This is a genomic window from Sphingopyxis sp. YR583 (assembly GCF_900108295.1).
GTDB lineage: Bacteria > Pseudomonadota > Alphaproteobacteria > Sphingomonadales > Sphingomonadaceae > Sphingopyxis.
Window position 1 is genome coordinate 1204852 of the sequence record NZ_FNWK01000001.1, and the last position, 15868, is coordinate 1220719.

Consider the following 15868-nt stretch of genomic DNA (forward strand, 5'->3'; position numbering starts at 1 on the left):
GAGGCAACTCCCGCGCCCTTTTCTTTGCCTGAAATGAAAGCGGCGACGGGCGCGCCGCTAGCGAAAGCTCAGCCTGCGGCGATCCGGCGCGCGGTGTCCTGCACCAGCGCGATCATGTTCGGGACGCCCTGCGTGCGGTTCGACGACAATTGGCGCGTGAGGTCGAAGGGCGCGAGCGCCGCCGCGACGTCCATCGCGGCCACCTCGCCAGCGGCCTTGTCCTGCACCGCGGTCAGCACCAGCGCGACGATGCCCTTGGTGATCGCGGCGTTGCTGTCGGCAAGGAAATGGAGCCGGCCATCATCCTGCGGCACCGGATAGACCCAGACGCTCGCCGAGCATCCGCGGACCAGCGTCGCGTCGGTCTTGAGCGCGTCGGGCATCGGCTCGAGCGCGCGGCCGAGCTCGATCAGCAGGCGATAGCGATCGTCGCCGTCGAGAAAGTCATATTCTTCGAAGATATCGTCGAGACTGCGCATGGCGGCGCCCCTCGCACAGAAGCACGCAAGTTGGAAGGCCCCGAAACGACATCGGCCCGCTCCCCTGTCAGCCGCCGGACGGATGGCGGCTGACAGGGGAGCGGGCCGGTGCCGCGCATGTCGGGAGTGATTAGAGGTCGACCCCCGCCGCGATCGCTTCGAGCTTGCGCAGCCGTTCCTTGAGGTCTGCGATCTCGATCCGCGAACCGGCGTGCGGGACCGCGGCATCCTGTGCCAGCGGCAGGTGGCCCGCCGCAAGCTCTTCGCGCTTGAGCTGGATCCAGTCGCGCCAGCCGCGCAGGGCGACGAGGCTGACGATGCTGAGCGCGCTGAGCGCGACGGCCGCGGCGGTGAAGTCGGGGGTGATGAAAGCCATGAGCGTTGCTCCTTTTCGGGCGTTCAGATCTTGCTGCTGTCGCGCAGCTTCTCGATTTCCTGATCGAGCGTGACGGCGCGATTGTTATCGGTGGCGATGCGTTCGAGCACCTGGATGCGATCCTTCAGCGCCCGGATTTCGGCCTGCAGCGCCTTGGTTTCGGCGTCGTTGCCGGCGTTGCCGACGAAAAATTCATTGCCCTTGTTGTCGCGGCGAATGCCGTGCTTGGCGCGAATGATGCTGCCGATCGTCACAATGAGGACGATGCCGATGACCATTTCAAACGGGTTCATGGGGAAGAATCCTTTCCGTAAATCTTTGTTTTAGTTCAGCGGGGTGTCGCGCAGCTTTTCGATCTCGTCGGCGACATCGATTCCCTTGTCGGTAACGATGCGCTCGAGAACGCGGACGCGTGCCTCCAGCCGTTCGGTTTGCGCCGCATATTGCGCGGCCTTTTCGGCGGTTTCGTTGGTGATCGCCTTGAACTGCCGTTCCTTGAACTTGAGGTGGCGTTCATAGGCGGCGTAGCCGATGCCGAGCGTGACCGGCAGCCCGACGACGATGAAGAGAATGACGATGGCTTCCATGTCGGGGCTCCTCGGTTCAGTTCGACGGGCGCCGCAGCGCCTCGATCTCGTGGCTCAGCCGGTGGCCCTCGTCGGTGACGATGCGCTCGATCACCGCGAGGCGATCCTTCACCGAACCGAGTTCGGCGCGCAGCTGGGCATTTTCCTGGCTGATCAGCTTGACGCGTTCCATCGCCTCGTCGCTGGTCTTGGGATAGACCGCCTTGCCCCAGCTGTTTTCGAGCGGGTAGCCGTTCTTGACGCGAAGCCAGGTGGTGAAGACCCAGCCGCCGACCCCGGCGAGGCCGACGATCGCGGCAACGGGGGCAATGGCGTTCAGAAGGTCGAGTTCCATTATCGTCTATCCTCTCAGCGCAGGCGGTCGATCTGGTCGGCGAGCTGCGCCGCTTGACCATTATTTTCCGTCGCGATGCGTTCCAGCACCGAAATCCGCTCTTCCAGTCGGCTGACCTGCCCCGCCAGCTTGGCGTTGTCATCGGTCAGCAGGGCGATTTTTCGATCAGCGTCGGGGTCGGATCGATGAACCGTACCGCCCCATTCATTTTCAACCGGATAGCCATGCTTGGCACGGATCCAGGTGGTGAACATCCAGCCGCCGATCGACAATGCGATAATGGCGAGGACGAAACCGGTACCACCGAAGTTCATTCTCTATCTCCCTGTTTGTGCCCCAAGGATCTTTGGGTGCCCCTCAGCGCAGCGCGTCGATCTCGTCGGCGAGGCGGCGATTGTGGCTGGTGTAATATTGTTCGATGTCGGCAAGCCGGCGGTCGATGTCGCGGAAGCGCGAGCGGATGTCGCGGGTGGAAGCGCTGGGGTTCGAGCGAACGCCCTGCCAGAATTTCGCTTCCTCGTTCGAGCCATAGAGCGCGAAGGGTTTCGCAGTGCCCATCCAGGCGACCATCCAGTAGGCGATCAGCGTCCAGGGGAAGCCGCCCATCAGGGTCAGGAGGACCGCGCCGACGCGAACCCAGAGCACGTCGATCCCGCTGTAGTCGGCGATCCCGGCGCACACGCCGCTCCATTTGGCGTTCTGCTTGTCGAGGTAGAATTTCGTGCGGCTGGCAGACATCTCAGTTCCTCCGGCTATTGTTTTCGAGTTGCGCCAGGTCTTCATCGCTGCGTACCGCGGGGCGGAAGTCGGGATGGTCGGCGCTGATGATGCGTTCGACGGTGTGCAGGCGGTTTTCGAGGCGCCGTGCGGTATCGTAAAGTTCGTCGAGCAGCTGTTCATCTTCTCCGGTCAGCGTCTTGGCCTGTTTCCACTTGGTGATGTAGTGGAGGATCAGCCAGGGCAGACCGAGGAAGAGGGTTCCGATGACGATCGGGACAATGATGATCTCTTCCATCGGTCCGGCTCCTTAATTCTTGCCCTGCGCGGCTTTCAGCGCGGCGAGCTCGTCGGCAACCTTGTCGGCCGCCTGCAGCTCGGCGATTTCCTCGTCGAGCGACTTCTTGTAGCCGAGGCCCAGCGCATCGGCGCGGCCTTCGGCTTCGTCGACGCGGCGTTCGAGGATCTCGAAGCGCGAGAAGGCGTCTTCGACACGGTCGCCGTTGGTCATCTCGCGCAGCTTGTAGCGATTCTCGGCGCTTTCGAGGCGGTTGACGACGCTCGACTGGCGCGCGCGGGCTTCCGAAAGCTTCTTCTGCAACTTGGCGATGTCGGCCTCGTAACCGGTCAGCGCGTCGTCGAGGACGGCGATCTCGGCCTTGAGCTTCTCGGCCATGTCGCCGGCCTTCTGCTTTTCGACGAGCGCGGCGGTGGCGAGGTCTTCGCGGTCCTTCGACAGCGCGAGTTCGGCCTTTTCCTTCCAGCTGTCCTGCAGGCTTTCGAGCTTGGCGATGTGGCGGCGCATTTCCTTCTGGTCCGCGATCGTGCGGGCGGCGGAAGCGCGGACTTCGACGAGCGTTTCATTCATCTCGAAGATGATCTGGCGGATCATCTTTTCGGGGTCTTCGGCCCGGTCGAGCAGGTCGGTGACGTTGGCGGCGATGATGTCGCGGGTTCGTGAGAAAATACCCATTTGGAAACTCCTGTCGAAAACTTGAGATCGGTATCTTGTTAAAAAAGCTGGTGCCGGGGCGGGGCAAGGGGGGAGAGTGCCCCGGCACCAGTGCCGGTCAGGCTAAAGTCCTGACCGCCGGGGACATGACAGCGGCGACCAGCGGACCGGCGGGGGTGCCGGTGACGCTGGCGGCAACCTGGGGCTGGTCGATCACGCCGACGAGGATGGCCAGCGCTCCGGACGCGCTGAGCGCGAAAGTGGCGGCTTGGGCAAACATCGTTTTCATGGATTAACCTTCCCTGTGTTTTCGCTGCACCGGAGCGATTTGCGCCGGTTCGCAGAAATCTTTGCAGGAGGCGTGCCAATTGCACAAAGGCGCAGAAAACCGCCGAACTTCGCGCGCAAATCATGGCATAAATCGATTTAACTTGCCAATCAGCGGGAAAATTTGCCAATGATTGGGAATGGAGCGCGAAACCCAATTTATCGGCCAGTCGGCGGCGTTTCAGGACGCGGTAGAACGCGCGAGCCTCGCGGCCTCGCTCGACCGTCCGGTGCTGGTGATCGGCGAGCGCGGGACGGGCAAGGAGTTGATCGCCGAGCGCCTCCACCGCCTGTCGACACGATGGGATCGACCCTATGTCATCATGAACTGCGCCGCGATGCCCGAGACGCTGATCGAGTCCGAATTGTTCGGGCACGAGGCCGGCGCCTTCACCGGCGCGACGCGCACGCGCGCGGGACGCTTTGAAGAGGCCGACGGCGGCACATTGTTTCTCGACGAACTTGCGACGATGTCGATGGGCGCGCAGGAGCGACTGCTGCGCGCGGTTGAATATGGCGAGGTGACGCGCGTCGGCTCGTCGCGCCCCATCCGCGTCGACGTGCGCATCGTCGCGGCGACCAACGAACATCTGCCCGCGCTGGTGGAGGACAATCGTTTCCGGGCAGATCTGCTCGACCGATTGTCGTTCGAGGTCATCACCCTGCCCCCGCTTCGCGCACGCGAAGGCGATATCGAGGTGCTCGCGACCTATTTCGGCCAGCGCATGGCGGCGGTGATCGGCTGGGACGAATGGCCGGGCTTCGGCCCGCGCGCACTCGCCGCGATGGAGGGGCATGACTGGCCGGGCAATGTCCGCGAACTGAGGAACGTCATCGAACGCGCCATCTATCGCTGGGCCGATCCTGAAAAGCCGGTCGATGCCCTGAGCTTCGACCCGTTCGCGAGCCCCTGGCAACCGGTGGTGCGCAAGCCGGCGGCACAGGCAGTGGCGCCAGCGACACCCGCAAGCCCCGCCGCGCCGTCGACGCCCCCATCGGGCCCGGTCAGCGACCTGCGCGCCGCGGTCGACGGCTATGAAAAGCAGATATTGTCGGACACCATGGCGCGCTGTCGCTTCAACCAGAAGGTCGCGGCCGAGGCGCTGGGATTGAGTTACGACCAGATCCGTCACGCGCTGAAAAAGCACGGACTGAATCAGTAGGTCATTGCCCCGGCAATTGCGCGTTCAGCGCCTCCAGCACCGCATCCTGCGCCGAGGCGAGGTCGGCGAGCCGATCGCGCAACGCATAGATATCGGGAAGCCCGTCGATCTGATCATCGACGCTGCGTTCGATATAGAGTCGGTCGATATCGGCGAGCGCTGTCGTCAGCGGCGCGCGCGCGGCGGTCAGCCGCGTGATCGCCTGTTGCGCGACGACCCAGCGCTCGCTGGCAACCGGCGCGCCCGCCGCAGCCGAAACCGCCGATGCGGTCGCGCCGCGCTCTGCGGCAAAAGCCTGCTGCCCGGCCGCCCCGTCCGATTCCCAACGCTGAAGCCGTCCGGCGAGGTCGGTCGGCAGCGGGCCGGGGGGCGCGACGACGACCGCGGGCGGCGCCACATCGAATCGCCCCTCGACCGCGCGCTTTGCCAGCGAAGGTCCGTCATTGGCCTGCGTCCCCGCACAGGCGGGCAGCGACAGGAGCAGTGGAGCAAAAAGAAGGGCGCGCTTCATCGTCGCCCCTGATATGGGCGCACCGACGGCGCAGCAAGCACCGAATCGGCGACGTCGGCGATAATCGACCCCGGCCCGCGCTTTTGGACGAAAAGCACGGGATTTGGCGGTTGACAGCGGCGCACTGTCTCGCTAGTGGCGCTGACTTTCCCGCATGCCGGAAAAATCGCCTGCTTCGGCGGGTGACTGGCAGCGTGGGTGTTTTAGTTTCTGATTGGATGGAAGACCATGTTCGCAATCGTGCGCACGGGCGGCAAGCAGTATCGCGTCGCCGCTGGAGACAAGATCGCCGTTGAAAAGATCGACGGTGAAGCTGGCGACACCGTGTCGCTGGGCGACATCCTGCTGGCCGGTGACGGCGGCGAAGTGAAGAGCGCCGAAGGCCTCGTCGTTTCGGCCGAGATCATCGCCCAGACGCGCGGCGAAAAGGTCATCGTCTTCAAGAAGCGCCGCCGGCACAACTATCGTCGCCGCAACGGCCACCGCCAGTCGCTGACGCTGCTGCGCATCCTCGCCGTCGGCGATGCCAAGAAGGCCGCGCCGAAGAAGGAAGCCGCTCCGAAGGCAGAAGCCGCTCCGGCCACCGAAGCCAAGGCTGCTGCACCCGCCAAGGAAGCCGCTCCGAAGAAGGCTGCTGCTCCGAAGGCCGAAGCCGCCGCCGAAAAGAAGCCCGCTGCCAAGAAGGCAGCCCCCAAGAAGGAAGCCTGAGCGCGGCAGCGCGGCTCGGCCCTCTCTCGAACGAATTAAGGAGCATCAGTCATGGCACATAAGAAAGCAGGCGGTTCTTCGCGCAACGGTCGCGACTCAGCCGGCCGCCGCCTTGGCGTGAAAAAGTTCGGCGGTCAGGAAGTGATCGGCGGCAACATTATCGTGCGTCAGCGCGGCACCCGCGTTTATCCGGGCGTCAACGTTGGCATGGGCAAGGACCACACGCTGTTCGCAACCGCCGACGGCCAGGTCCGATTCCACGATGGCAAGCTTGGCCGCAAATATGTGTCGGTCGACGTCATGGCGGAAGCCGCCGAATAAGGACGATCTTCCAGGGTCGTCCATCAAGGGATGACCCGGAACGGTCCTTTCCGCCGCAGGCGGAAACAAAGTTCGAAAAGAGGGAGACGGGTCACCCCCGTACTCCCTTTTTTCTTGTCCGAAATCCGTCACTTGCGACGGACGGGCGCGAAAATCGGGCCATCCATCTCCCTCCATATCGAATGTCGTCAAAGCGTCACCATCTGGCGCCAAGGCGACAGGCACTGGGAGTTAGAAGACATGTTCGCGCGTACCGAAAGACTGTTGCTGCGGCCCGGCTGGCTGGAAGATGCCCCCGCGCTCGCCCAAGCGATCGGCGAAGAGACCGTGGTCCGCAACCTCGCGACCGCGCCCTGGCCCTATGGCGAGACGCAGGCGCAGGAGTTTCTCAGCAAGCCGCTCGATCCCGACCAGCCGCGTTTCCTGATCTTTGCCCGCACCGGCGGCGCACCGCGCCTTGTCGGCGGCTGCGGCATCTCGCCCAGCCCCGACGCCGATCTGGGGGGAGCCCTCGAAATGGGTTACTGGATCGCACGGCCCTATTGGGGTCTCGGTTTCGCGACCGAGGCCGGGCGGCAGCTCGTCCATATCGCGCGCGCGATGAACCTGCCGAAGCTGTCGGCGGGCCATTTCGTCGACAATCCGGCGTCGGGTGCGGTGCTCCGCAAGCTCGGCTTTAAGCCCACCGGCAAGGTCGCGCAGCGCTACAGCCTCGCACGCGGCGGCGAAGCCGCGTGCGCGCTGTTCGAGGAAGGCGACGCCGACTCGGACGGTTCGGTCACCCCGATGCGAAGCCGCATCGGGGTGGACGAGGATTTCCGGGAGGAACTGCGCCTGATGGCGGCGTGACGCCTCCCTCGCGCTTGCGGGAGGGGCGGCGCCTATCCGCGCATCTTGTTCACCATGCCCATGATGTCGTCGAGCGGATTGCCGTCGCCGTCCATGTCGAGCATCTTGCCGAGACCGCCCAGCCCGCCGAGGCCGCCCGCCGACGGGGCCGCGCCGCCGCCCATCGCCCCGCCAAGCACATTGCCGAGCATGCCGCCGAGGCCGCCCGACTGCCCGCCGCTGTCGCCGCCCTGCTTCGCCATATAGCCCGCGACCATCATCGCGAGCATCGGCAGCATCTGTTTGAGGATGCCCGAATCGAGGCCGGTCTGCGCCGCGGCCTGTCCCGCGACGGTGCGGCTGACATCCTTCGATCCGAAAATCTGGCCGAGCACGTCATTGCCTTTGTCGACGGGCGTCGGCTGCGATCCGAGAACAGAATCCAGCAAACCACCGCCGCCGAGTTGGCCGAGCAACCCACCGAGGCCGCCCAGTCCCTCGGCGCCCCCGCCGGCCGATTGCGCCTGTTTCTTGAACCCGCCGAGGATCGCGGGAAGCAACGCGTCGGCGCCCTGTTTGGCCATCGCGGGCGGAATGCCCAGCTCTTTCGCCATCGATTCGATGCCGCCGGCCTGCGCCAGAATGTCGGTCAGATTCATTTCGCTTACTCCCGCTTCGACGCGGATCGAACCACGCCGATAGGCCTGAGTATAGCATCAGGCGCGAGGAGGAGGAGTCGTTCATTTGGCTGTCATTTCCAGATGCATAGGTCCATCCTGCGGTCATGCGACTCGCCCCTCGCGGGAAAGACCGCATCCATAGTGGGAGCTAAACAATGAGCATTTTCGGCAAGATCAAGGACGCCATCTTCGGCAAGAAGGCGGTCGCCGCAGAACCCGCCGCCCCGGCCGCGCCCAGCCCCGTCGGCACCGCGCTCGACGCCGCGACGCAGGCGATGGCCGCCGCGGCAGCCGCTCCCGTCGATGTCGACGCCATCCTCACCGCCGAAGCCGCGAACGCCGGGCAGGATCTCAACTGGCGGACCTCGATCGTCGACCTGATGAAGCTGCTCGGCATCGATTCGAGCCTCGCCAACCGCAAGGAACTGGCGCAGGAGCTCGGCTATACCGGCGAACTCGACGGCAGCGCCGAAATGAACATCTGGCTGCACAAGGCGGTGATGCGCGAACTCGCGGCGAACGGCGGCAAGGTGCCCGCCGACCTCACCGACTGACAGACGGCCGATAATTTTCGACAGGGGTCGGGAGGTAAAGCCCTTCCCGGCCCCTTTTCGTTGACCCCCGCGCGGGCGTGCCTAGACAGGTTTCAACAGAAACAAGTCGCCAGGGAGCCGCCCCGTGTCCAATCCGCTTTCCATCTCCGTCAGCCGCCGCCAGACCCTCGCCACGCTCGGCGCGGGCACCGCCGGCCTCGCGATCGCCGGCCCCGCCGCCGCGCTGCAGTCGCCGCCGAAGGGCGCGGCGCAAAACCTGCTCGACTCGATTGCCGATAACCTCATCGCCCTGTCACCCGAAGGCGCGACCTCGCTCGGCATCGATACCGGCGCGCGCGCCGCCGAACGCGGCAAGCTCGGCGATCGCTCGGCGGCAGGGCAAAAGGCCGTCGCCGATACGCTGAAGGCCGACGTCGCGCGCGTTCGCGCCTTTGACAAGACGGGGCTCGACCATGGCACGCGCACCAGCCTCGCGGTCGTCGAAAGCGCCTATGGCGTCGCACTCGACGGTTTTGCCCTCCCCTATGGCGACGTCGCGGTCGGCGGCTGGCGCAATACGCCTTATGTCGTGATCCAGAATGTCGGCGCCTATCTCGACGTCCCCAAATTCCTCGACAGCGACCATCCGGTGAAGACCTCGGCCGATGCCGAAGCCTATCTCTCGCGCCTCAATGCCTTTCCCGGCGTCCTCGATGGCGAGACCGAACGGCTGAAGGCCGCGGGCGCGCAGGGGATGATCGCCCCCGCCTTCCTGATCGACAAGGCGGTCAAGCAGATGGAAGCGACGATCGCGGATGCCAAGGCTGGCGGGTCGATGGTTGAAAGCCTCGTCCGCCGCACAGGCGAGGCGAAGATCGCAGGCGACTGGAATGCACGTTCGGCGAAGGTGGTGCAGGGCCCCGTCGCCGCTGCACTCGAACGCCAGCTTGCCGAGTTGAAGGTGCAGCGGCCGAAGGCGACGATGGACGCCGGCATGTGGGCGCGGCCCGGCGGCGACGAATGGTATGCGTGGGGCCTCCGCGCATCGACGACGACGCGGATGACGCCCGATGAAGTCCATCAGATGGGCCGCGAGGAACTCGCCGAACTGCACGGCCGGATGGACCCGATCCTGAAAAAACTAGGGTACACGCAGGGCTCGGTCGGCGACCGGATGAATGCGCTGGCCCAGGATCCCAAATATAAGTTCCCCGACAACGACGCGGGTCGCGCCGAGATTCAGGCCTATATCCAGACCTGGCTCGGCAAGATCCGCGCCGAGTTGCCGCGCGCCTTCCGCACGTTGGTGAAGGGCAATGTCGAGGTGAAGCGGCTCCCCTTGGCCGAAGAACCCGGCGCGCCCGCGGCCTATGGCGGCGCAGGGTCGATCGACGGCACGGTGCCGGGCAAATTCTGGATCAACCTGCGCACCACCGAACTGCACAGCAAATATTCGCTGCCCGACCTTACGATGCACGAGGCGATCCCCGGCCATGTGTGGCAGGGCGAATATGCGAACCAGATGCCGCTCATTCGGACGATGCTGGCATTCAACGCCTATAGCGAAGGCTGGGCGCTCTACGCCGAACAACTCGCCGACGAGCTTGGCCTCTACGACGATTTCGAGGTCGGGCGCCTCGGCTATCTCCAGTCGCTGGCGTTCCGCGCCTGCCGCCTCGTCGTCGACACCGGCATCCACGCCAAGCGCTGGACGCGCGAGCAGGGCGTCGAGTTTTTCGTCAAGGAAAATGGCTCGAACCCGCTCGAGGTCGCGAGCGAGGTCGACCGCTATTGCAGCTGGGCCGGACAGGCGTGCGGTTACAAGGTCGGGCATAGCGAGATCGTCCGCCAACGCGGGTTGGCGCAAAAGGCGCTCGGCGCGAAATATGACCTCCGCGATTTCGACGATGTCGTGGTCAAGGGGGGCAATGTGCCGCTCGACGTCCTCGCGCAGAATGTCGACGAATATGTGCGGGGCGCGAAGGGCTGATCCAGCGCGGGCGGGCGTTACAAGACTTTAGGAAACAAGGAGCATTTTGCCTTGCGCGACCCGACATGGCCTTTAGGGCCGTAAGGGTCGCCTCTCCCGGCGAGGTTGAATGGAAGGACAACCGATGCTCCCTGCGATGTCCCAGATGGTCGCGCTTCTTTTCGTCACCCAGACCGCCGGGCCTCCCGCCTGTCCGCCAACCGCGAAGCTCGCCGAAACACAGCTCGCCGACATCGCCGCCGCGCACAAGCTGACCCAGGCAGCTGTCCAGAGCGGAAACTATGCGCCGGTCTCCGTCGCGCTGCTCGGCGGGACCGCGACGCATGTCGTCCGTCAGGACAGCGGTGGCGCTTTCGGCGGCGTCGGCTATCTGGCGACGGTCGAATATAGCTTCTCGGGCACGCTGGCCGCCTTTCGCGATCGCTTTCTCGCTGCCTACCCGACGGCCGGCAGCTTTCGGACGACCTGCACCGACGGCATATGCACGCGAAAGATCGCAGACCCCGCCGACCTGCATGTCGACCGGATCGAGGGCATCGTGCCCCGGGGCAGTTTGAGCATCGCGTCGCTGCGAACTGACCACCGCGACGCCAGCAAGGTCATTCTGTCCTGTATGTATCGCGGGCGGTAAAGACCGGCAGCGGCATCAAATCGGGTTCGACGAACCCGCGCCGCGCCGGAACCGAAAAGAGCAGTTCGCGGCTGTAGAAGCGCAGCGGCCAGTCGCGGCGGCCGACGTCGGACAGCAGCATCGCGTTGACGCGCGCGGCCAGCGCCGTCTCGGCCGTTTCCGACAAGAACAGGCGCACCCCCGCGACATAGGCGCGCGTGATGCTGTCGTGATAGCCGCCATGGTCGTCGTTCACCCCGCCGACGCTCTCGTTATAGCGGCTGATGATGCTCGCGATCTCCGCATCGACGTCGATGTCGGCGCGTTCGCTGACGAGCCACAGGCACGCCCCCAGATGCGCCTCGTGCGTCCACGCTTCGCGCGTCAGGGTGCGCGCGAGCAGGCCTTCGCCGATCGCGCGGATTTCGTCGTCGCGCTCGAACAGGCGCGGTGAATATTCGGTCGTCATTGGTCCGGTCCTTCCGGGTGAATGAGCACCCGGAAGAGGTCCGGGTCAATCAGGCTGCGACGGCCGCCTGCGGTGCCGCCTGGCGGACGCCTTCGTCGACATGGTCCGCGAATTGCGCGAAATTGTCGATGAACTGGCCGACGAGCGTTTGCGCGGTACGGTCATAAGCTTGCTTGTCGGCCCACGCTTCGCGCGGATCGAGCAGGCTGCTGTCTACTCCCGGCACCGCGACGGGGACCATGAAACCGAAGTTCGGATCCTTGCGGAATTCGGCGTCGTTCAGGCTGCCGTCGAGCGCGGCGTTGAGCAGCGCGCGCGTCGCCTTGATCGGCATGCGCTTGATCCCGTCCATCGTCGCCATGCCGCCGGTCCAGCCGGTGTTGACGAGCCAGCACTGGACGCCGCCCTTGGCGATGCGCTCTTTCAGCAGATTGCCGTACACCGACGGGTGGCGCGGCATGAAGGGCGCGCCGAAGCAGGTCGAGAAGGTCGCCTCGGGCTCGGTCACGCCGATTTCGGTGCCGGCGACGCGCGCGGTGTAGCCCGAGAGGAAGTGGTACATCGCCTGGTCGGGGGTCAGCTTCGCGATCGGGGGCAACACGCCATAGGCATCGGCGGTGAGCATGATGATATTCTGCGGCACCGGGCCCATATTCCGTTCCGACGTGTTCGGAATGAAATCGATCGGGTACGAACCGCGGCTGTTTTCGGCGAGGCTCGCATCGTCGAAATCGAGCTCGCGCGTGACCGGATCGATCACGACATTTTCGAGCACGGTGCCGAAACGCTTCGTCGTCGCGAAAATCTCGGGCTCCGCCTCGGGCGAGAGGCGGATCATCTTGGCATAGCAGCCACCCTCGAAATTGAAGACCGCGGTGTCCGACCAGCCATGCTCGTCGTCGCCGATCAGCGTGCGCGAGGCGTCAGCCGACAGCGTCGTCTTGCCGGTGCCCGACAGGCCGAAGAAGACGGCCGTGTCGCCCCCCGGGCCCATGTTCGCCGAACAGTGCATCGGCATCACGCCCTTTACGGGGAGCAGATAGTTGAGGATGCCGAACACCGACTTCTTCATTTCGCCGGCGTACTGCGTGCCGCCGATCAGCACGAGCTTCTCGGAGAAATTGACCGCGACGACGGTTTCGGTGCGCGTGCCGTGGCGCGCCGGGTCGGCGCGGAAGCTCGGCAAGTCGATGATCGTATATTCGGCCGCGAACGCCGCCAGCTCCGCCGCGGTCGGGCGACAGAGCAAGGTGCGGATGAACTGGCTGTGCCAGGCGAATTCGGTGACGACCTGCACCGCGACGCGGTGCTCGGGCTGCGAGCCGCCGAAGAGCTGCTGACGGAACAGGCGCGGACGCTCGGCGAGGTGCGCGAAGAAGTCGGCCTTCAAGGCCGCGAAATGATCGGGGGTCATCGGCACATTGGTCTTGCCCCACCAGATCGTGTCGGCGGTTTCGGCGTCCTGGACGATGAACTTGTCCTTGGCGCTGCGCCCGGTGTGCTTGCCGGTTTCGACGACGAGCGGGCCGTCCTTGGCGAGCACGCCTTCTCCATGACGGACGGCGTCCTCGATCAGCTGCGGCGTGCCCCAGTTTTCGGAGACCTCCGCCTTCGTTTCGACGCTGTCCGTGCCGATCACAACCTTGGTCATTGCCTTCGCCTCTCCTTGTCCGGCGACGTCGTTGCATACCTATGCAATGCTTAGTGCACTCATAGGTTGGCCCGCATTTGCATGGGTGCCGACGTGACCGCCGATTCCGAAATCCCGGCCGCGTTAGCCCGCTTGGCGGGGGAGGTCAAAAGATTAAAGCGGAGCTGCGCGGCGCTTGCGATGAACATGATGAAGCGAAGCTGCAACTGCGCCGCGATGTTGTCGCTGACCCGCGGATAGGCTAATCGCTGCTTGGGCCCGCCAAACGGAAAGAGCATGACGGCAACCATCGCGCTGGTCGACGACGACCGCAACATCCTGCAATCGCTGTCCATCGCGCTTCAGGCCGAAGGCTTCGCAACGCGCGTCTATTCGGACGGCGAGGCGGCGCTGAAGCCGCTGATCGACAATCCGCCCGACCTCGCCGTTTTCGACGTCAAGATGCCGCGGATGGACGGGCTCGAGCTGCTCCGCCGGCTACGCGAGAAGAGCCAGTTGCCGGTGATCTTCCTGACCAGCAAGGATGACGAGATCGACGAGGCCCTGGGCCTCGCGATGGGCGCCGACGATTATATCGCGAAACCCTTTTCGCAGCGGCTGGTGATCGCCCGTATCCGCGCGATCCTGCGCCGCGTCGAGCTCAACCGGTCGGCCCCCAGCGAGAATGACGAACCCGTCGCCGAGCCGATCACCCGCGGACGGCTGCAGATGGATCCGGCGCGCCACAAGGTCGCGTGGGACGGCAAGGACGTGACGCTGACCGTCACCGAATTCCTGATCCTCGAAACCCTCGCCGCGCGCCCCGGCATCGTGCGCAGCCGCAACCAGTTGATGGACGCCGCCTATCAGGACGATGTCTATATCGACGACCGCACGATCGACAGCCACATCAAGCGCCTGCGCCGCAAGTTCCGCGAGGTCGATCCCGAATTCGACGCGATCGCAACCCTTTATGGCGCGGGGTATCGCTTTGCCGATGAAAGCTGACGCCCTCAAACCCGACGCGAGCATCGCCGAGCAGGAGGAATCGCCGCTCGTCTGGTCGGCGCGCTGGTCGCTGACGACGCGCATCCTTGCGGTCAATATTCTTGCCATCGCGCTGTTCGCGGGCGGTTTCTATTATCTCGATTCCTATCGCAGCCGGCTGGTCGACACGCGGATCGAGGTGATGAAGGACCAGCTCGCGATGCTCGACAGCGCGCTCGAAGCGGCGCGGCCCGAAGAGCGCACCCGGCTGATCGACGAATTCACCGCCGCGACCGAGTCGCGCCTGCGTTTCTACGCGCCCGACGGACGGCGGATTTCGGACAGTTTCGAGACGGGGCCCGCGACCTACACCTTGCGCGATCCGGACCTTCAACCCTGGAAACGCGACGCCGCGCGCGCGATGGACCGCGGCATCGACTGGATCGTCGGCGCGCCAGCCTATCCCGAATTCGAGGAACCGCGCGTCGACAATGCGAAGGCCTGGCCGGAGGTGATCGAAGCGCAGCGCAGCGACGCCGCAGCCAGCCGCTTCCGCTACGCCCCCGAACGCACCCCGCTGCTCAGCGCCGCGCGCGTCGTCGACCTCGATACGCCGCAGACGGCGCTGATGACGCTCAACGCGCGCGACATCACGCGCACCGTGCGCGCCGAACGCTTTCGCATCGCGATCGTTGTCGCGATGGTGCTGATGGCGTCGGTCCTGCTCTCGCTGTTCCTTGCCCGCACTATCGTCCGCCCGCTCCGCCGCCTTGCCCGCGCCGCGGTGCGCGTCCGCCTCGGCCGCGCGCGCGAAGTCGTGGTTCCGCGCCTGCCCAGCCGCCGCGACGAGATCGGGACGCTCGCGCGCGCGCTCAGCGACATGACGCAAGCCCTTCGTGAGCGCATCGACGCCGGCGAACATTTCGCCGCCGACGTGACGCACGAACTCAAAAATCCGATCGCGTCGGTCCGCTCGGCGATCGAGGGGCTGGGACGCGTCAAGACCGACGAACAGCGGGCGCAACTGCTTGCGATAGCCGACGAGGATGTTCGCCGGCTCGACCGGCTGGTGAACGACATCAGCGAGGCGAGCCGGGTCGACGCGCAATTGTCGCGCACCCTGTTCGAGCCAATCGACGTCGGCCTCATGATCGAATCGATGCTCGCGGCACGCGCGGCGCGCGTCGACCCCAATGTTCCGAACCCGCGTGTCGCCTTCGCACGCCCGCGCAAGGGCACCACGGTGGTGATGGGCGACGGGCACCGGCTCGAACGCGCGATCGACAATGTCATCGACAATGCGATCAGCTTCTCGCCCGACACCGGCCTTGTGTGCATTTCGGCAACCCGCCTCGGCGACGAGGTCCATATCAAGGTCGACGACGACGGCCCCGGCATCGACCCGGCGCAGCGCGACGCCATTTTCCGCCGCTTTCACAGCGAACGCCCCCCCGGCGAAGCGTTCGGCCGGCACAGCGGGCTCGGTCTCGCGATCGCGCGCACCATCGTCGAGGGGCATAGCGGGACGATCAACGCCAAGGATCGCGACGACGGGCGGTCGGGGGCCAGCCTGCTCATCACCCTCCCCGCCCGCGATGGCGGGACCGAGGCGGGCTGAGGCCTTCATCCTATCATCTTGCGGCACCGCACCGTCGTCGGTAAGCCG

The 15868-nt window shown here is 65.3% G+C and carries 24 protein-coding genes; 9 read left to right on the forward strand and 15 right to left on the reverse strand.

Going from position 1 to position 15868, the window contains the following annotated elements; genetic code table 11:
* Positions 1 to 68: 68 nt before the first annotated feature.
* The 10 genes from BLW56_RS05500 to BLW56_RS20580 form a co-directional block, all read right to left on the reverse strand.
* A complete protein-coding gene (locus BLW56_RS05500; protein WP_093509601.1) occupies positions 69 to 479 on the reverse strand; it encodes a SufE family protein in 411 nt (136 codons plus the stop codon).
* 130 nt (positions 480 to 609) lie between these two features.
* Entirely contained in the window at positions 610 to 855 is a 246-nt protein-coding gene (locus BLW56_RS05505; RefSeq protein ID WP_093509602.1) for a hypothetical protein, read from the reverse strand.
* A gap of 23 nt (positions 856 to 878) precedes the next feature.
* The gene (locus tag BLW56_RS05510) at positions 879 to 1148 is read right to left on the reverse strand and encodes a hypothetical protein (RefSeq protein WP_093509603.1); all 270 of its coding nucleotides are present in this window, start codon (positions 1146 to 1148) and stop codon (positions 879 to 881) included.
* Positions 1149 to 1178: 30 nt separating this feature from the next.
* The gene (locus BLW56_RS05515; RefSeq protein WP_093509604.1) at positions 1179 to 1442 is read right to left on the reverse strand and encodes a hypothetical protein; all 264 of its coding nucleotides are present in this window, start codon (positions 1440 to 1442) and stop codon (positions 1179 to 1181) included.
* 16 nt (positions 1443 to 1458) lie between these two features.
* Positions 1459 to 1776 carry a hypothetical protein gene (locus BLW56_RS05520; RefSeq protein WP_177175835.1) on the reverse strand — a complete coding sequence of 106 codons (318 nt, stop codon included), beginning with the start codon at positions 1774 to 1776 and terminating at the stop codon, positions 1459 to 1461.
* Between the two features lie 14 nt (positions 1777 to 1790).
* On the reverse strand, positions 1791 to 2090 hold the full coding sequence (locus tag BLW56_RS05525) for a hypothetical protein (RefSeq protein WP_093509605.1): 300 nt from the start codon (positions 2088 to 2090) through the stop codon (positions 1791 to 1793).
* Between the two features lie 43 nt (positions 2091 to 2133).
* The gene (gene pspC / locus BLW56_RS05530; RefSeq protein WP_093509606.1) at positions 2134 to 2514 is read right to left on the reverse strand and encodes an envelope stress response membrane protein PspC; all 381 of its coding nucleotides are present in this window, start codon (positions 2512 to 2514) and stop codon (positions 2134 to 2136) included.
* 1 nt (position 2515) lies between these two features.
* On the reverse strand, positions 2516 to 2791 hold the full coding sequence (gene pspB, locus BLW56_RS05535; RefSeq protein WP_093509607.1) for an envelope stress response membrane protein PspB: 276 nt from the start codon (positions 2789 to 2791) through the stop codon (positions 2516 to 2518).
* Positions 2792 to 2803: 12 nt separating this feature from the next.
* Positions 2804 to 3466 (reverse strand): phage shock protein PspA, encoded by a 663-nt coding sequence (gene pspA, locus BLW56_RS05540; RefSeq protein WP_093509608.1) that lies wholly within the window; start codon positions 3464 to 3466, stop codon positions 2804 to 2806.
* Positions 3467 to 3563: 97 nt separating this feature from the next.
* Positions 3564 to 3734 carry a hypothetical protein gene (locus BLW56_RS20580; RefSeq protein ID WP_177175836.1) on the reverse strand — a complete coding sequence of 57 codons (171 nt, stop codon included), beginning with the start codon at positions 3732 to 3734 and terminating at the stop codon, positions 3564 to 3566.
* A 178-nt stretch (positions 3735 to 3912) separates the two neighbouring features.
* Here BLW56_RS20580 and pspF point away from each other — a divergent pair, with 178 nt between their 5' ends.
* Positions 3913 to 4935: a phage shock protein operon transcriptional activator gene (gene pspF, locus BLW56_RS05545; protein ID WP_093509609.1), complete on the forward strand. Its 1023-nt coding sequence runs from the start codon at positions 3913 to 3915 to the stop codon at positions 4933 to 4935.
* Between the two features lies 1 nt (position 4936).
* Here pspF and BLW56_RS05550 read toward each other — a convergent pair whose 3' ends face one another.
* Positions 4937 to 5446: a hypothetical protein gene (locus BLW56_RS05550; RefSeq protein ID WP_093509610.1), complete on the reverse strand. Its 510-nt coding sequence runs from the start codon at positions 5444 to 5446 to the stop codon at positions 4937 to 4939.
* Between the two features lie 228 nt (positions 5447 to 5674).
* On the opposite strand from BLW56_RS05550, the gene rplU reads away from it, so the two are divergent.
* The 3 genes from rplU (at position 5675) to BLW56_RS05565 (ending at position 7324) form a co-directional block, all read left to right on the forward strand.
* On the forward strand, positions 5675 to 6154 hold the full coding sequence (gene rplU, locus BLW56_RS05555) for a 50S ribosomal protein L21 (RefSeq protein ID WP_093509611.1): 480 nt from the start codon (positions 5675 to 5677) through the stop codon (positions 6152 to 6154).
* A 51-nt stretch (positions 6155 to 6205) separates the two neighbouring features.
* Entirely contained in the window at positions 6206 to 6475 is a 270-nt protein-coding gene (gene rpmA / locus BLW56_RS05560; RefSeq protein WP_093509612.1) for a 50S ribosomal protein L27, read from the forward strand.
* A 240-nt stretch (positions 6476 to 6715) separates the two neighbouring features.
* Positions 6716 to 7324: a GNAT family N-acetyltransferase gene (locus tag BLW56_RS05565; protein ID WP_093509613.1), complete on the forward strand. Its 609-nt coding sequence runs from the start codon at positions 6716 to 6718 to the stop codon at positions 7322 to 7324.
* A gap of 32 nt (positions 7325 to 7356) precedes the next feature.
* Here the strand turns inward: BLW56_RS05565 and BLW56_RS05570 are convergent, their stop codons facing one another.
* Positions 7357 to 7962 carry a DUF937 domain-containing protein gene (locus BLW56_RS05570; protein ID WP_093509614.1) on the reverse strand — a complete coding sequence of 202 codons (606 nt, stop codon included), beginning with the start codon at positions 7960 to 7962 and terminating at the stop codon, positions 7357 to 7359.
* Between the two features lie 176 nt (positions 7963 to 8138).
* On the opposite strand from BLW56_RS05570, the gene BLW56_RS05575 reads away from it, so the two are divergent.
* The 3 genes from BLW56_RS05575 (at position 8139) to BLW56_RS05585 (ending at position 11137) form a co-directional block, all read left to right on the forward strand.
* Positions 8139 to 8537, forward strand: coding sequence for a DUF3597 domain-containing protein (locus BLW56_RS05575; RefSeq protein ID WP_039577117.1), 399 nt, complete (start codon positions 8139 to 8141; stop codon positions 8535 to 8537).
* A gap of 124 nt (positions 8538 to 8661) precedes the next feature.
* Positions 8662 to 10506, forward strand: coding sequence for a DUF885 domain-containing protein (locus BLW56_RS05580; protein WP_093509615.1), 1845 nt, complete (start codon positions 8662 to 8664; stop codon positions 10504 to 10506).
* Between the two features lie 145 nt (positions 10507 to 10651).
* Complete coding sequence (locus tag BLW56_RS05585; protein WP_177175837.1) at positions 10652 to 11137, forward strand: hypothetical protein; 486 nt, start codon at positions 10652 to 10654, stop codon at positions 11135 to 11137.
* Here BLW56_RS05585 and BLW56_RS20585 read toward each other — a convergent pair.
* Genes BLW56_RS20585 through BLW56_RS05600 form a run of 3 tightly spaced genes read right to left on the reverse strand, consistent with a single transcriptional unit; the run spans position 11106 to position 13526 of the window.
* Positions 11106 to 11585, reverse strand: coding sequence for a hypothetical protein (locus tag BLW56_RS20585; RefSeq protein WP_093509617.1), 480 nt, complete (start codon positions 11583 to 11585; stop codon positions 11106 to 11108). The genes BLW56_RS05585 and BLW56_RS20585 overlap by 32 nt on opposite strands.
* A gap of 49 nt (positions 11586 to 11634) precedes the next feature.
* A complete protein-coding gene (locus tag BLW56_RS05595; protein ID WP_093509618.1) occupies positions 11635 to 13236 on the reverse strand; it encodes a phosphoenolpyruvate carboxykinase in 1602 nt (533 codons plus the stop codon).
* Positions 13237 to 13295: 59 nt separating this feature from the next.
* Positions 13296 to 13526, reverse strand: coding sequence for a hypothetical protein (locus tag BLW56_RS05600; protein WP_177175838.1), 231 nt, complete (start codon positions 13524 to 13526; stop codon positions 13296 to 13298).
* Between BLW56_RS05600 and BLW56_RS05605 the strand changes: the two genes are divergently transcribed.
* Both BLW56_RS05605 and BLW56_RS05610 read left to right on the forward strand, forming a co-directional pair.
* Positions 13513 to 14223 (forward strand): response regulator transcription factor, encoded by a 711-nt coding sequence (locus tag BLW56_RS05605; protein ID WP_093510807.1) that lies wholly within the window; start codon positions 13513 to 13515, stop codon positions 14221 to 14223. The genes BLW56_RS05600 and BLW56_RS05605 overlap by 14 nt on opposite strands.
* On the forward strand, positions 14213 to 15820 hold the full coding sequence (locus BLW56_RS05610) for a sensor histidine kinase (RefSeq protein ID WP_256203317.1): 1608 nt from the start codon (positions 14213 to 14215) through the stop codon (positions 15818 to 15820). Before BLW56_RS05605 ends, BLW56_RS05610 begins: the two co-directional genes overlap by 11 nt.
* Positions 15821 to 15868 lie beyond the last annotated feature (48 nt).

Bases quoted from the DNA above. Each gene is read 5' to 3' on its own strand.
- BLW56_RS05570 (WP_093509614.1), bottom strand. From the start codon at position 7,962: ATGAATCTGACCGACATTCTGGCGCAGGCCGGCGGCATCGAATCGATG.
- pspC (WP_093509606.1), bottom strand. From the start codon at position 2,514: ATGTCTGCCAGCCGCACGAAATTCTACCTCGACAAGCAGAACGCCAAA.
- BLW56_RS20580 (WP_177175836.1), bottom strand. From the start codon at position 3,734: ATGAAAACGATGTTTGCCCAAGCCGCCACTTTCGCGCTCAGCGCGTCC.
- rpmA (WP_093509612.1), top strand. From the start codon at position 6,206: ATGGCACATAAGAAAGCAGGCGGTTCTTCGCGCAACGGTCGCGACTCA.
- BLW56_RS05510 (WP_093509603.1), bottom strand. From the start codon at position 1,148: ATGAACCCGTTTGAAATGGTCATCGGCATCGTCCTCATTGTGACGATC.
- BLW56_RS05565 (WP_093509613.1), top strand. From the start codon at position 6,716: ATGTTCGCGCGTACCGAAAGACTGTTGCTGCGGCCCGGCTGGCTGGAA.
- BLW56_RS05550 (WP_093509610.1), bottom strand. From the start codon at position 5,446: ATGAAGCGCGCCCTTCTTTTTGCTCCACTGCTCCTGTCGCTGCCCGCC.
- BLW56_RS05610 (WP_256203317.1), top strand. From the start codon at position 14,213: ATGAAAGCTGACGCCCTCAAACCCGACGCGAGCATCGCCGAGCAGGAG.
- pspF (WP_093509609.1), top strand. From the start codon at position 3,913: ATGGAGCGCGAAACCCAATTTATCGGCCAGTCGGCGGCGTTTCAGGAC.
- rplU (WP_093509611.1), top strand. From the start codon at position 5,675: ATGTTCGCAATCGTGCGCACGGGCGGCAAGCAGTATCGCGTCGCCGCT.
- BLW56_RS05525 (WP_093509605.1), bottom strand. From the start codon at position 2,090: ATGAACTTCGGTGGTACCGGTTTCGTCCTCGCCATTATCGCATTGTCG.
- pspB (WP_093509607.1), bottom strand. From the start codon at position 2,791: ATGGAAGAGATCATCATTGTCCCGATCGTCATCGGAACCCTCTTCCTC.
- BLW56_RS05595 (WP_093509618.1), bottom strand. From the start codon at position 13,236: ATGACCAAGGTTGTGATCGGCACGGACAGCGTCGAAACGAAGGCGGAG.
- BLW56_RS05585 (WP_177175837.1), top strand. From the start codon at position 10,652: ATGGTCGCGCTTCTTTTCGTCACCCAGACCGCCGGGCCTCCCGCCTGT.
- BLW56_RS05515 (WP_093509604.1), bottom strand. From the start codon at position 1,442: ATGGAAGCCATCGTCATTCTCTTCATCGTCGTCGGGCTGCCGGTCACG.
- BLW56_RS05575 (WP_039577117.1), top strand. From the start codon at position 8,139: ATGAGCATTTTCGGCAAGATCAAGGACGCCATCTTCGGCAAGAAGGCG.
- BLW56_RS05520 (WP_177175835.1), bottom strand. From the start codon at position 1,776: ATGGAACTCGACCTTCTGAACGCCATTGCCCCCGTTGCCGCGATCGTC.
- BLW56_RS05500 (WP_093509601.1), bottom strand. From the start codon at position 479: ATGCGCAGTCTCGACGATATCTTCGAAGAATATGACTTTCTCGACGGC.
- BLW56_RS20585 (WP_093509617.1), bottom strand. From the start codon at position 11,585: ATGACGACCGAATATTCACCGCGCCTGTTCGAGCGCGACGACGAAATC.
- BLW56_RS05605 (WP_093510807.1), top strand. From the start codon at position 13,513: ATGACGGCAACCATCGCGCTGGTCGACGACGACCGCAACATCCTGCAA.
- pspA (WP_093509608.1), bottom strand. From the start codon at position 3,466: ATGGGTATTTTCTCACGAACCCGCGACATCATCGCCGCCAACGTCACC.
- BLW56_RS05600 (WP_177175838.1), bottom strand. From the start codon at position 13,526: ATGGTTGCCGTCATGCTCTTTCCGTTTGGCGGGCCCAAGCAGCGATTA.
- BLW56_RS05505 (WP_093509602.1), bottom strand. From the start codon at position 855: ATGGCTTTCATCACCCCCGACTTCACCGCCGCGGCCGTCGCGCTCAGC.